This window comes from Methanohalophilus halophilus (assembly GCF_001889405.1).
GTDB classification, from domain to species: domain Archaea; phylum Halobacteriota; class Methanosarcinia; order Methanosarcinales; family Methanosarcinaceae; genus Methanohalophilus; species Methanohalophilus halophilus.
Genome location: NZ_CP017921.1, coordinates 1 through 13,858, shown reverse-complemented (window position 1 = coordinate 13,858; position 13,858 = coordinate 1). Strand labels below are relative to the sequence as shown.

Here is a 13,858-nt window from a genome sequence, read left to right as displayed (position 1 = left end):
CTATTAACTATGGAGCAAACAAATGATTCCTGCTGAATTCCTCGTCGTATTTTTTGGGCTTATTTCTGCCGCTTCCTGGGGAGCCGGTGACTTTAGCGGAGGCTTTGCTTCAAAGAAAGCAAATGTTTATGCTGTGGTCCTGATTACCCAGGCAGTTGGGGTGTTTCTCCTTGCAGGTTCTGCATACATAATCGGAGAGACATTTCCGCCGTTTGATGGTATTATATGGGGGGTACTTGCAGGTATTTTCATTAGCATTGCCCTGCTGTCCCTTTACAAGGGCCTTTCACTCGGTAAAATGGGCTTTGTAGCACCTGTGTCAGCGGTTGTGGCTGCGGGTGTGCCGGTCATATATGCTGCCTTTTATGAAGGCTTGCCTGAAATTCACAAATTGCTAGGTTTCATAATTGCGTTGATGGCGGTATGGTTAATAGCATCAGATAGTGAAGGAATAAAAGTGCAGAAAAAGGACCTTTACCTACCCCTTACAGCAGGAATGGGATTTGGCCTTTTCTTTATTACAATAGATCTCGTAAGTGAAACCGCAGTCCTGTGGCCCCTTACTGCTGCCAGGATTGCTGCTGTAGGTGTCTTGCTTGTGTTCATCGCCCTGTCCGGTCCCGTAGAGATGCCCGGGCGCAGTGTGTTGCCCGTGATTCTTGTGGCAGGGGTTTTCGATACCGGAGGAAATACCTTCTATGCCCTTGCATCCCAGGCCGGCAGGCTGGATATTGCTTCGGTCACCTCATCACTTTATCCTGCAGGAACTGTATTGCTTGCCTGGTTCATACTGAAAGAAAAACTTTCTCAGAAACAATGGATGGGAGTGGCGGCTGCCCTGGTGGCCATTGTGTTGATTTCGATTTGAGGGCCAAGCCCTGTGAAATTATTAGATAAGTTTATATCTGTATTAGTATATTTGTTAGTACTGTTTAATAATAAAGGATGGAGTAGCGATCGTATGGGCTTTTCGGGTATTTTTGGTAATGCAGGTGTTGTTGAACCTGAGAAACTGGAATCGGATTACGGACAACTTATGTGTGACGGGGAAACAATAGAGATTGGCTTTGTTGTTATCCGGGATACATTTATTTTCACAAATAAGCGGTTAATTATTGTGGATGTTCAGGGCATGACGGGCAAGAAAAGAAGTTATCTGTCCATTCCCTATGGCAAAATCACAAAATACAGTATTGAGACATCCGGTCATTTCGATCTGGATGCAGAACTTAAGATATGGGTTGTCAGTGATCCGCAGCCGATTGAAAAATCCTTTAACAAGAAGGTGGACATCTACGAGTTGCAGAAAATATTGTCCACCCATGTGCTTGGTTGATTTTATTGAAAATTAAATATAACTGAATAGCCAATACCTTTCGATGCCGTCAAATCAGTATAATCAAGCTAAATATGGCAGAAACACCGATTAGTAAGTATGGAACTACAAAGATTGATGTTGCCAGTGCTAGAACTGCCAACCATTTCCAGCTTTACGAGTCTTAAGATAATATAGCCAAATACTAGAACGTCTCATTACATTTATTTTGCTTAATAATTATAAAAATTTTGGCAATAAATACAATATCCTTGAATTTAGGTTCATGGTTTTCCTTAGCTGAATTGTTCATTTTTTATTGTAAAAAACCTGTAAACTGTTTGAATTACCAAATACTACCAATTTCTACCGAATTGGTAGTATTTCGCCAGAATGGTACCACTGACTGGACCTTGCGTAAAAACGTGCAGACAAAATGCGGCCATGTCTGTCAACTAAATTGCAACTAAAGCATCAAAAAAAGAGTTCAGGCCGATTGCTGAACTCTATCGAACTCTTCCTGTATCTCCGGGGCAGGTTCACGGTCCATTTTTGTGATCAACAGGATCACAATGCTGGAAAGGATAAATCCCGGAACTATCTCGTATAGGTCAAAAATCCCTCCGGATAGCTGTTTCCACAGGATTACCATGACACCGCCTGAGATCATCCCTCCGAGGACTGCATTTCTTGTCACCTTCCTGGAGAACAGGGAGAAAATGATGGCTGGCCCAAATGCCGCACCGAACCCTGCCCAGGCATAAGCCACCAGGTCCAGGACTGAGCTTGCCGGGTCCAGGGCGAAATAATAGGCAAGAAGGGATATTCCGATTACTGTGGCACGTCCCATCCATACGAGTTCTCTCTGGGTGGCATTTGACTTGAAGACCAGCCTGTAGATGTCCTCTGTAAATGCGGATGCTGCCACCAGTAACTGGGAGTCAGCGGTACTCATTATAGCCGCAAGGATGGCTGCCAGCATAATTCCGGCAATTATCGGGTGGAACAGGCTGTTTACCATTACCATGAAAACGGTTTCACTTGATGCGCCTGCCAGGAATTCCGGTACATAAGCCCTTCCCACAAGACCGACAATCACTGCGAAAGCCAGAGAGATGGTGACCCAGGTTATGGCTATTTCCCGGGACTGTTTGATTTCCTCCGGGTCATTGATGGCCATGAAACGTACGAGGATATGGGGCTGGCCAAAATATCCAAAACCCCAGGCTAGCAAAGATACTACACTTATCAGGGAAATCAGGTTGCCATCAGAACCTGTGAAAGGGGTCAGCAGGCTCGGGTCAATGGTTCTGATTATATCGACAGTTGAGGAGATGCCACCCAGGCCGTTCATTGCTGCAAAGGGTACGATTGTGATAGCCAGTACCATGAGCAAACCCTGAAAGAAATCAGTCCAGCAGACTGCCATGAATCCTCCCAGGAAAGTATAGGAAATAATTACAAGTACGCCTATTGTGAGGGCAGTAAAGTACTCAACTCCAAAAACTGTGCTGAAAAGCTTACCTCCTGCAACAAAACCTGAGGAAGTATAGAACAGAAAGAATATAAGGATAAACAGGGCAGAAATAGTCCTCAAAAGTTTGCTCTTATCCCTGAAACGGTTTTCAAAATATACCGGGAGAGTCAGGGCGTCTCCTGCTTCTTTTGTATATCTGCGCAGCCTCTTGGCAACAAATTTCCAGTTAAGATATGTTCCAACCCCCAGACCAAGAGCAATCCATCCTGCTTCCATTCCTGAGAGATATGCATAACCCGGCAGCCCCAAAAGCAACCAGCCACTCATATCCGATGCCTGGGAACTTAAGGCGGTTACCCATTTGTTCAATCGCCTGCCACCCAGAATATAATCGGACAGGTTTTCGGTTTTCTTGTAGTAATAAAAACCGATTGTCAACATGAAAAGTAAATATAATACAATTATAATTGCAACACTCTGGTTTCCTGATGTCATTTCCATGAACTGTATCTCCTGTGGATACCGTAATTGAATTGCCTCTCAGATACAGGTTTTCAGTTATCAATGTTCTGATTTTATATAATCAATTCATGGAAAGTAGTTATTTTGTCTCACAATATCCACAATATCAATGCTATATAGAGTAAAAAAAGGGTGAGGGGAATCAATCGTGCAAGTATGTTGATACTGTAAGCCAATCCCAGATAATCATCCTTTAGTAATTTCATGGGTTCAGCTTTTTTGCTCATAAATCCTGCACTTGCTTTTGATACATGTTGCCGGGCACTTTCAATGATATTTTCCAGGCTTTTAGGATCTACATGCCTATCCGCAATCATGCTATGTATGCTGCTGTGTGTATCGGTTGTAAACATTATGATGTCATCAAAGTCGTTTTCATATTCGCGGGCTACATCCATCATTTCAGGGGATATCCCATTGCCTTCGGTGCCAAAGACAAGTATTCTCTGGCCATCTATCTCTTCTACAAGAGCAAATTTAGGTGTACATGCAACCTCGGTGGCAAAACCTGCCCGGTAATCATGGAGTTCGCACTTTTCAAGTTCGCCGAGAAAATCCTTCAGGCAATTTCTGAAATGCTCGGCTTCCACCGTGCCATACATGAGCTGCTCTTTAGGTTCCTTATTGCGTTCATGGTTATGAAGATCTATTATCACCACTTTATTGAGATCCAGGATTTCTGTAAATACAGGTATCTCGTAATCTCCATATTCTTCAGCTTCCATGTATACTATCTTCTGATCTCCCCATTTCCTGCCGAAAAATACCAGTTTCCCGTAATCCTTTTTTAGCATTTTTGATGCATAACCGGTTGTTTCGGGCTCTTCGAATGCCCCTATTATTTTATTAATGTCCCCGGGATTTGCAGGATCTGATTTATGAGTGGATGGGACATGCAGGAAAAAACCCTCGCTGTTATTGTTAAGGTGGTTTATGATGTCTGTGGATGCCCTGCCTCCTCCAAATCCCTCGAGTGGACCGGGGTGTATCCAGGGGATTGCAATAGTGGATTCTCCGCTTTCATTTTTCAACAGCAGGGTCTGTACATCTGGTTTTACAAAATATCCCAGGTCCAGAATCTCCTGTTTTTTATGCATCATTCCGGAGAACAATTTAATAGCTGAAACATTCACGTTGGTACTTATCAGGTACTCTGCAAGTAAAAAAGCCAGCAGGATTGTTATACCTGCCAGGAAGAAAACGCCTAATTTTTCCACGTAAGTCACATAAGTTATATCTTGTTCCCGGCCCAGGAAAATGTGATAGGTGGCAATTATCATAAGTGGATGTGCCAGGCTTACTATAGTAATTCTTTTGATATTTTCGTATCCCAGCGTTGATATTAATACTATCATGCTGATCAGGAACACCGTAATAACCGCAAGCCAGAATATGTTCCAGCTGCTTGCAATTCCTGTTGGCTCGGCGGCACTCAGGATCATACCGTATATAAACAGGATGCATTCACTAAATAGAGCTATGAAATAACTCCATTTACGGGGGTACTCCTCAAATGACAAATGGTAAATCTCACCCGCAATAAGTGTCGGGATTACGAAAACCATCAATATTGTCTCTACAATATAACGAACACTCAATTCCAACGGGGATACTGATGATAGGAAAAAATTAACAAGTATTCCATACAGGCAACCTGATACTATTACAGCGGCAATCACCGTTTTCATCGGTGGGATGCTGAATATCACTTTCTTGAATACATCGATATTGTCAGCCATTGATTTCAGTTAGTTAATATTGCATGCCCTTTATATATATTTTGATTTCATTCTATTTAGTTATAACATAAGTTTATTTTGTTTCTGCATTTCATGTTTCCTGAATAATTTTCAATTTGATTTTTTGTTTATAGTATGAATGTTGTAGTAATTCTTTCCTTAAGTCTGAACTACCAAATTACATGTATATAAATAAAATATATATTATATAACAAAAACATTTATATTTGTATGGTTTTTATAGGTATATGATGTCAGATGGATATTCGGGAGGTGAGGCAGCAGATTCCGGCATTGCTAAAATCACCTGATATATTTTCCAGAGGTACAGTCGTAGAACACTGATTCTTAGAATAAGATGCAAACTACTCGGAGTGTGAAACACACGATAATAAGTTGCTCCCTACAGATCTCCGGAATTGCCCGTCGTCCCGTTTTCCCTGTCCATAATCCCTCTTTCCTGCTTCTCCATGAAACCCCCTACTCTCCTATGGTCCCGCCGGACTGGTTTTAGCGTTATCCCGAAAACTAATCTTTAAGCCTTTTAGGCAAAACCAATTTTCTTTTTTCATTTGCCTTTTCTTCTGTATTTCCGAACAAGTACCCATATGGCTCCTGTGCCAGATATGACTATTAATATAATGAATACGCCGAATATATTGAAGTAGGCTTCATGTGCGGGTCTTTCAAAAAAATCCGATTTCAATTGAGGCATAAGGTAGACAGTATTCAGTAACTCGGTGGCAGTCCACTTTTCTTTTTCTCCGACTACCAGTACATATTTTCCCTTATTATCCGGGCTGAATACTTTCAATGTATATATTCCAGGTTCTGCATTTATTCCTTTTACTGTTTTTCCATCCTGGTTTGCTACTAGTTCGGGTCCATTGTAATAGTAATCTCCTCCGAATTCCTCATAATACAGGGTCCATTCATGGGACATTCCATCGAGTACAGTACAATTTACATCATCATCATCATCACTTTCTTTACGGCATATTTTTACTGATAGATCCTTTTCGATACCTTCGGTTGCGGGTACAAGCAGACTGGCATATAACTTGAAAGATATATCTGACTCTATCACGTATATGTCAGGCACACCTTTAAGTTCCCCATAGAATGCCTGGGAAACTTCAGGATTTTCAACATTGGTTATATTGCTTTCAACAAGTCTTGGCAGGTGGGCAGAACCAACTACAGGAGTCAGCAGGAAGACTGCGAGGAGTATTATTGGAATAAGTTTCATAGAATAAAATCTATCTTTCGGGCATATAGTTCCTTTGATAAAAATTCAGTGGTCGATTGAATACAGATCAAAAGTGATTTATGTTTACATCTCCAATATTATACTATGATACCGCAAATACCTTTTTCCCGGCCAGTTGTGCTTGTAAGCAGGTGCCTTGAATTTGAAAAAGTACGTTATGATGGGCAAGTGATTCACTGCCAGGCAGTGCGTGACCTTGAACCTTTCGTGGATTTCATTAAAGTATGTCCGGAAGTGGACATTGGTCTAGGGGTTCCGAGGGATACCCTGAGGATTGTAAAGACCAAAGGGGAATACCGCCTTGTACAACCCAAAACAGGAAATGATGTAACTGAAAAGATGGATGGATTCACGGATTCTTTCCTGGAGGAACTTACGGAAGTGGATGGTTTTATTTTCAAGTCCAAGTCTCCGACAATTGGTATTCGTGATATCAAGGTTTATAGTGGATTAAGTAATGCCGGGGTAATTGAAAGGGGTAGTGGCTTCTTTGCAGACAAGATTCTGAAGCGCTATGGCGGTTATCCCATTGAAGAAGATGACAGGTTGCGTAATGTACGTATCAGGCACGATTTTCTTACTCGTCTTTTTGCTTTTGCAGATTTCAGGGAAACCCTGGGTTCTGGAAATATGGAGCAATTGGTAGAATACAACCGTCGTTATCATCATCTTTTCATGCTTTACAGTCAACCTCTAGCAAACAAAATGAGTCATCTCCTTGAAGGGGCGAAAGGGGCTGCTTTCAATGATGTTTCAAGGGAATATTTTTCACTGCTTAAGGAAGTTTTCTCCAATCACCCGTTTTCGAATTCCTATATTAATGCCGCACAGAATATATACTCGGGTTACAGGGAACAGGCAACTGCTGAAGACGATTTTCTCTTTAACGATGTTCTTGATCTCTATTCCCGCAATCTGATAGGAGTGGAGGCAGTTCTTGAAATTCTGAAATTCTTTGTCGGTAAATTTGATTCAGATGCATCAGCTTATTCCAGGTTTTTCGAACCCTATCCTGAAGAGCTGAAAATGGAAGTGGACCCTGGTAGGGATAAGGATTATTGGGAGCATTTCCATTTCTAATATTATTTAAGGGATTTAAGGAAATCATCTGCCTGTGTAAGTATTTGCTTAAGTTTCTTTTTATTTATCCGGTCCAGGTTTTTTAGAATAAGTTTCATACGGCCTATATTTCTAAGCTTTTCATTATTCTTGTGAAGAAAGGCCCAATATAGGTAATTAAAGGGGCAGGCATCTACGCCGGTTCGATGATTGTGGTTATAGGTGCAATCCTGACAGTAATCACTCATTTTGTTGATATAGTTTGCAGAAGAGATATAGGGTTTTGTAGCAAGGATTCCTCCATCTGCAAACTGCCCCATTCCTATAACATTGGGTTGCATCACCCAGTCATATGCATCTATGAAAGCTGTATGAAACCAGTTTTTAACCTCTGAGGGATTAACTTCTGCAAGCAGTGCAAAGTTACTCAGTATCATAAGTCTCTGTATATGGTGTGCATAGCCTGTATTACGTACCTCTTCAATGACACTGGTCATACAGTTCATAGCTGTTTTTTCGGGGTACCAGTACATGGTGGGCAATTCCCTTTCATGATCAAACCAGTTATTTTTTAGGTATTTGTCCCCTTTGTAGTTGTAAATACAATGCATGTATTCGCGCCATCCAAGTATTTGCCGGATGAATCCCTCGATGCTGTTAAGGGGGAGATTTTTTTGGTAATAAGCCAGCTCGGCCTTTTTGACTACATTTAGGGGGTGTAGAAGACCGAGGTTTAGGTAGGGGGATAAAATTGAATGCCAGAGTACATTGTCACCTGTAAGCATTATGTCCTGATAGGGTCCGAAATTTGCAAGTTTTTCTTCTATAAAGAAGTCGAGTGCTTTTTCCGCATCTTCATGTGTTACAGCTAAATTGAAATCATTTCCTTTTCCGTATGTAGGATATTCGCTTCTTTCAACTTCTGCTATAATTTCTTTGGTGATCTTATCGGGTGGAAATTTTATATGTTGGGGTGGGTCTTCCTGAAATCCATATTTGGGTGGAGGTTTGCGGTTTTCTCGATCCAGGTTCCATTTTCCTCCAGAGGGTTTAAGATCTTTTTCAAGAAGGATTTTATATTTTTTGCGCCCTGTCCTATAGAAATCTTCCATGAGAAGTTTTTTACGTGAGTTAGCCCAATCTCTGAATTCCTGTGCTTGCCACATAAATTGGTTATCTGGCAGGAATATTACTTTGCAATTGAGATTGAGTTTTTCGATATATTTTTTGAGATGGATGTTTGAGGGCTCTGAAATATGGAGTTCATCTATTTCTTTATTTTTTATCCATTCGTTTAATGTTCTTTCCATTTCTGGGGTTTTTACGTAGGTTAAATCTGCACCCCTTTTTCGAAGTTTTTCTGCATAGTGGCGCATTGAAGACCAGACAAGGATCAGTTTTTTTTTGTGGTAGGTTCTGGAAAGGCTAAATCCGGTATATTCTGTCATTATTAAGGGGACATGTGGGGAATCCAGAATCAAAGGATTGTCCTCAATTAACTGGTCACCTCCAATCCATATGCCCTTCATTTTGAACCCCATTTTTGATCAGGTGAATTTCATGGCAGTTCCGTATGCAAGTATCTCGGCGGCAGAGGCCATTGTCTGGGATGTTGTGAAACGCACGTTAACTATTGCATCGGCATCTAATTTTTCTGCTTCTTCAATCATGCGTTGCATTGCTTCATCTCTGGATGTTTTGAGCATCTTTGAGTAACCTTTAAGCTTTCCTCCGACCACCTTCTTCAGAGCTGCTCCTATATCGCTACTGATATGTCTTGATTGTACCGTATTTCCCATCACGATACCAAGGATTTTTTGTTGCTTTCCATCAACGTTTTCAGTAGTGGTGATTATCAAGATCGGACCTCCATGACAATATTGTTATCACTGGTTTTCTATGCAAGAATAATAAAAAAATAGTGGATGTCATCACTCTTTCTCAAGGTGGACATCCAGTTGTGGGAATGGAATCTCTATTCCAAGTTCTCTGTAGGCCTTGAAGATATTTTCAGTGAGTTCTTTCTTTACATTCCAGAAATCCTCTGTTTTTGTCCAGGCACGAAGCTGCAGGTTTACAGAGGAATCTGCAAGTTCGGTTGTCATTACTGCGGGAGCAGGTTCTGACAGTACTTTGCTGTGGGATTTCATTGTCTCAATGGCAATTTCAATGGCCCTGTCTATATTGGAACTGTAACTGATTCCTACATCAACACTAACCCTTCTGGTTGGCAGGCGTGTTGCATTGATGATCGGGTTTCCCCATACAAGCTTATTAGGGATGGTGATGAATTTGTTATCGGGTGCAAGAAGTTCAGTAGCCATAATTCCAACTACCGAAACAGTTCCTGAGATTCCGTTTATTTCTACATATTCATTTTTATCTATGGGACGAAGTGCAGCAATCCATATTCCTGCACCCAGGTTTGTGAGTGTATCCTGCATCCCGAATCCAAGGATCAACCCAATCACGGCTGATAATCCCAAGACTACAGGTCCGACATCAAAATTCAGTGTGGACAATGTGGTAAGGAGTACAATAATATAGAGAAGAATGCTGAAAAATCTTGCCAGGAAGTCAATTACAAGTGAAGGTAATTTTGTTCTGGATATACTGTCTTTAAACATTCCTGTCAGGATGCGGGCAATGATATAGCCTGCAACCAGTACTATAAGGGCAGCCCCGATATCCCATACTGTAAGGTTGTTGAATTGAAACATTTCTGCCATTCTATCCTCCTTGAATCAAGTTTTAACTCTACAAAGAAAATGGGGACATTAGGTATATAAAACAGATGTTTGGATTTAGCATTTAAATGTATGTTTTGCATTATATGCCAATGATTCTTTTTTTGCAGTAGCCGAGACTGTACCATTGGCATTCAGAACAAATATTGTCAAAATTTTCTTCATCGATATATTTCAGTTTTTTGAGAAGCTCGCTGTACAGGTAATGTTTTCCAAAATCAATTCCAAGAGAATTGGCTACTTTTCTGTCGAGTATTTTGACTTCTGTTTCTACTTCACAACCAATAAGACCTATTTTAGCATTTCCACTTTGTGCATCAATGATTTTCAGTCTGGGGCAAGCAGTGCAAATACAATCCGGGGTATTTGTGACCTCTATAAGGAGATCGCAGCTGTTTAGTTTTTCAATAATGTTTTCCATATTTTCTATGAATTGTTCAGAATAACCCTTCCCGACAAAGCCCTGGATGCAAAATATATGGTGTGCCCGGATTTGCATTTTCATCCACATCTAAGAAAGTTAATGGAAAAAGAGTAATTATCAGGGTACAAGAATGTCTCCTATGGAATGTATGATTCCATTGCTGCATTCGATATCAGGTTTAAGGATTGGCGTGTTTTCCACGAATATTTTCCCATCTTTTTCCCGCAACCTCAATTTATTGCCTCCTGTTGTAGTCAATGTGGTATTTTCGCGGAGGTCTTCACTGCTGTATCTTCCTTCTACTATATGGTAACTAATAATATCTCTAAGATAATCAAGATCTTCGAAGGCATCGTCTATTACTGAATCGGGAATGGGTTCAAAAGCACTTTCTACTGGTGCAAAAATGGTGTAAGGGCCTTCTGTGGAATACTTTTCCATAAGGTCAAGTGCTTTGGCTGCCTTTAAAAGGGTGGGAAATTCTCCCATCTCCTTTGCGGTTTGGATAAGGTCCTTTGATTCCATTCTTGCCTCCTGTGGATAAATTTGTCTCTTAATAGGAATCCAGTTGAGCTTGCATCAATTCTTTGTGTTTTTTCTCGAGGAAACTGTACACGGGGCCATGATTTGCTCCTTCTATGAGCATTTCAACTGCAGTTCTCATTATTTGGATTTGCTCCGGGTATCCTATGAAACTGACTGTTTTTCCATATATTGAGATTTTCACTCCGATGAGGTTTTCAGCAATTTCGCGAGTTTTACCTCCTTTGCCTATAATCCTGCCCTTTAGGCGAGTCATTTCCTTATTTGTGGATGCATATTTTGAAAGATCAATAACCTCTAACATCAGCAGGTCATCGTCAAGCATTGGTATTGTTTTTTCAGGATTGAATCCTCTTCCAATGGCTTTGATTGTTTCGATGGCTCTGAGGGTTCCTACGGGGTCATCTCCCTGTATGACTTCCACACTTCCATTTTCACTGTCGATGTTGAGTTGTGAAGATGATTTTTCTTCTATGAATTTTTTAGTCTGGCCTTTTGGCCCGATGATTGCACCAATTCTATCTTTTGGTATTTTTAAATGCGTCATGATTTTCAACCTGTGTTTACTTGTTTCTTTGTTTTTCGGTAATTATCCTTAAAAGTTCTTCTTCGTCGGGTTGTATGCCGTATTTCTTGAAGTGCCGGGTGAGGTTTCTGATATCTCGTTTTAGAAAGTCATTTGCCGACGGATGTTCAAGCGTTACCGATTGGCCCATGTCTATGAGATATGGTTCAAGGGTAGATGGATCGAGCAAAATATTGTATTCGCTAAGGTCTCCATGTACTAATTTGGCTTCATTATAAAGTATTTCGAGATAATGTATAATGGTGCCGAAAATTGTTTGTGCAGATTGTTCGCTGAGTTTTACTTCCTTTAGAAGGGGGTAGGGTTTGTCTCCTTCTCCGATAAATTCCATGGCAAGTATGTTTTTGTGGGTATCTATTGGTCGGGGGGCAGCTATGCCACATTCCCTGGCACGCATAAGATTGCGGTACTCTTTTTTTGTCCATGCAAATATGATATCTTTTTTCTTGTGGCGTATATTGCTAAAACGTGGGTCTCCTCGTATATATTCATCCATGGAATTAAAAGTGCTTGAAGATATGCGGTATATTTTGAGGGCAATATTTTTGTCTTTGCCTTCTGCAAGGAATACGTTTGCTTCCTTGCCGGTGCTAATGGATCCGCCGAGGCTTTCTATTACGCCTTTTCTTGCCAGGTCATAAAGAGCTTTGAGGGTGGCTTCATCGAATACATTTTCTTTTACTTTAAGGTGTTCGCTGTCTTTGCGTCTGATGCGCATTTTATCAACATCAGTATCGAGTTTCCGTATATCTTTTGATTTTTTTACCATGCTGCCACACCATCTCAATACTTATTTCCCTGGATTTGCTCTTGTAATTTTTATTTTTGTAGGATTTGGTTTTGTGTTTTGAAATATGCCAGCTTGATAGGATCTTCATGCTATTTATGCATTCCATTTATGGATGATTTGTTTTTTGCCATTCTCAAAATTTCATTTCAATATTTGTTTGTACGATAACTATTAATATGAGTGAACATATGTAGGAGTCCCGCTCAATGAATGGGTGCAGATGTAGCATTCAATGCTTGCAGCTGCTTGATGCCTGTTTGTTCAGTGGAAATCGATAATGCAAATGCTTATATACGTTCAATGCGTATATATGTGTCCTGTGAATGGCACAGGATTGGTGACCTGTTTCATGCGCGAACCTCGCTTGTTTGTCGTGTGAATTGGTTCGGCCTGGCCGGATCAGAAGGTTTATATACCAAAAGCAATATTCATGTGTTCCCGCACAGAACGTGTGTGGAAACATAATCACCTTCACTTTAATGGAGACAGGAGATAACAATTCTGTCTGACTCACGCAATGGCAGTTCGGTGAATTCTGATCGTTAGTATTTAGAATTCACTGTGCAGGGCCTTTAATCAGCATCCATGTTGTTTAATAGGTACCCTGCCAACAATTTCCTTTAACCTTCAAAAGGTGTGCTAGAAATATATTATAATTCTGGTTGATCCTGCCAGAGGTTACTGCTATCGGTGTTCGACTAAGCCATGCTAGTTAAATGTTCTTCGTGAACATAGCGGACTGCTCAGTAACACGTGGACAATCTGCCCTTGGGTTCAGCATAACCCCGGGAAACTGGGGATAATTCTGAATAGATCACATATGCTGGAATGCTTTGTGATTTAAAGATCCGTCGCCCAAGGATGGGTCTGCGGCCTATCAGGTTGTAGTGGGTCTAGAGTACCTACTAGCCAACGACGGGTACGGGTTGTGAGAGCAAGAGCCCGGAGATGGATTCTGAGACATTAATCCAGGCCCTACGGGGCGCAGCAGGCGCGAAACCTTTACACTGCGGGAAACCGCGATAAGGGGACACCGAGTGCCAGCATACAATGCTGGCTGTCCACATGTGTAAATAGCATGTGATAGCAAGGGCCGGGCAAGACCGGTGCCAGCCGCCGCGGTAACACCGGCGGCCCGAGTGGTAATCACTATTATTGGGTCTAAAGGGTCCGTAGCCGGTTTAATCAGTCTTCCGGGAAATCTGACAGCTCAACTGTTAGGCTTCCGGGGGATACTGTTAGACTTGGGACCGGGAGAGGTAAGAGGTACTACAGGGGTAGGAGTGAAATCTTGTAATCCCTGTGGGACCACCAGTGGCGAAGGCGTCTTACCAGAACGGGTCCGACGGTGAGGGACGAAAGCTGGGGGCACGAACCGGATTAGAT

At 41.4% G+C, this 13,858-nt stretch carries 14 protein-coding genes and 1 other annotated feature; of the genes, 4 read left to right on the top strand and 10 right to left on the bottom strand.

Annotated elements, in window-relative coordinates; all coding sequences use genetic code 11:
• Positions 1-22: 22 nt before the first annotated feature.
• Positions 23-868 carry a DMT family transporter gene (locus BHR79_RS00070; protein ID WP_072560130.1) on the top strand — a complete coding sequence of 282 codons (846 nt, stop codon included), beginning with the start codon at positions 23-25 and terminating at the stop codon, positions 866-868.
• 93 nt (positions 869-961) lie between these two features.
• A complete protein-coding gene (locus BHR79_RS00065) occupies positions 962-1,336 on the top strand; it encodes a PH domain-containing protein (protein ID WP_072560128.1) in 375 nt (124 codons plus the stop codon).
• A 466-nt stretch (positions 1,337-1,802) separates the two neighbouring features.
• On the opposite strand, the gene putP is transcribed toward BHR79_RS00065, so the two are convergent.
• The 3 genes from putP to BHR79_RS00050 form a co-directional block, all read right to left on the bottom strand.
• Positions 1,803-3,293, bottom strand: a complete 1,491-nt coding sequence (gene putP / locus BHR79_RS00060) for a sodium/proline symporter PutP (protein WP_200796373.1) — start codon at positions 3,291-3,293, stop codon at positions 1,803-1,805.
• 110 nt (positions 3,294-3,403) lie between these two features.
• Positions 3,404-5,053 carry a DUF2070 family protein gene (locus tag BHR79_RS00055; protein WP_072560126.1) on the bottom strand — a complete coding sequence of 550 codons (1,650 nt, stop codon included), beginning with the start codon at positions 5,051-5,053 and terminating at the stop codon, positions 3,404-3,406.
• Between the two features lie 568 nt (positions 5,054-5,621).
• On the bottom strand, positions 5,622-6,302 hold the full coding sequence (locus tag BHR79_RS00050) for a hypothetical protein (RefSeq protein WP_072560124.1): 681 nt from the start codon (positions 6,300-6,302) through the stop codon (positions 5,622-5,624).
• Between the two features lie 105 nt (positions 6,303-6,407).
• Here BHR79_RS00050 and BHR79_RS00045 point away from each other — a divergent pair, with 105 nt between their 5' ends.
• Positions 6,408-7,403, top strand: a complete 996-nt coding sequence (locus tag BHR79_RS00045; protein ID WP_072560122.1) for a YbgA family protein — start codon at positions 6,408-6,410, stop codon at positions 7,401-7,403.
• Positions 7,404-7,405: 2 nt separating this feature from the next.
• Here BHR79_RS00045 and BHR79_RS00040 read toward each other — a convergent pair whose 3' ends face one another.
• From BHR79_RS00040 to BHR79_RS00010, 7 genes are all read right to left on the bottom strand, one after another.
• The gene (locus BHR79_RS00040; RefSeq protein WP_072560120.1) at positions 7,406-8,911 is read right to left on the bottom strand and encodes a cryptochrome/photolyase family protein; all 1,506 of its coding nucleotides are present in this window, start codon (positions 8,909-8,911) and stop codon (positions 7,406-7,408) included.
• Positions 8,912-8,929: 18 nt separating this feature from the next.
• Positions 8,930-9,241 carry a YbjQ family protein gene (locus tag BHR79_RS00035; RefSeq protein WP_072560119.1) on the bottom strand — a complete coding sequence of 104 codons (312 nt, stop codon included), beginning with the start codon at positions 9,239-9,241 and terminating at the stop codon, positions 8,930-8,932.
• 72 nt (positions 9,242-9,313) lie between these two features.
• Positions 9,314-10,111: a mechanosensitive ion channel family protein gene (locus BHR79_RS00030; RefSeq protein WP_072560117.1), complete on the bottom strand. Its 798-nt coding sequence runs from the start codon at positions 10,109-10,111 to the stop codon at positions 9,314-9,316.
• Between the two features lie 100 nt (positions 10,112-10,211).
• The gene (locus BHR79_RS00025; RefSeq protein WP_072560115.1) at positions 10,212-10,628 is read right to left on the bottom strand and encodes a DUF1284 domain-containing protein; all 417 of its coding nucleotides are present in this window, start codon (positions 10,626-10,628) and stop codon (positions 10,212-10,214) included.
• 42 nt (positions 10,629-10,670) lie between these two features.
• Positions 10,671-11,078, bottom strand: a complete 408-nt coding sequence (locus BHR79_RS00020) for a fasciclin domain-containing protein (protein WP_072560113.1) — start codon at positions 11,076-11,078, stop codon at positions 10,671-10,673.
• A 28-nt stretch (positions 11,079-11,106) separates the two neighbouring features.
• Positions 11,107-11,643, bottom strand: a complete 537-nt coding sequence (locus BHR79_RS00015; RefSeq protein ID WP_072560111.1) for a KH domain-containing protein — start codon at positions 11,641-11,643, stop codon at positions 11,107-11,109.
• 16 nt (positions 11,644-11,659) lie between these two features.
• The gene (locus BHR79_RS00010; protein WP_072560110.1) at positions 11,660-12,451 is read right to left on the bottom strand and encodes a serine protein kinase RIO; all 792 of its coding nucleotides are present in this window, start codon (positions 12,449-12,451) and stop codon (positions 11,660-11,662) included.
• Between the two features lie 231 nt (positions 12,452-12,682).
• Between BHR79_RS00010 and BHR79_RS00005 the strand changes: the two genes are divergently transcribed.
• Positions 12,683-12,937 carry a hypothetical protein gene (locus tag BHR79_RS00005; RefSeq protein WP_072560108.1) on the top strand — a complete coding sequence of 85 codons (255 nt, stop codon included), beginning with the start codon at positions 12,683-12,685 and terminating at the stop codon, positions 12,935-12,937.
• Positions 12,938-13,127: 190 nt separating this feature from the next.
• Positions 13,128-13,858, top strand: a sequence feature (16S ribosomal RNA rRNA prediction is too short).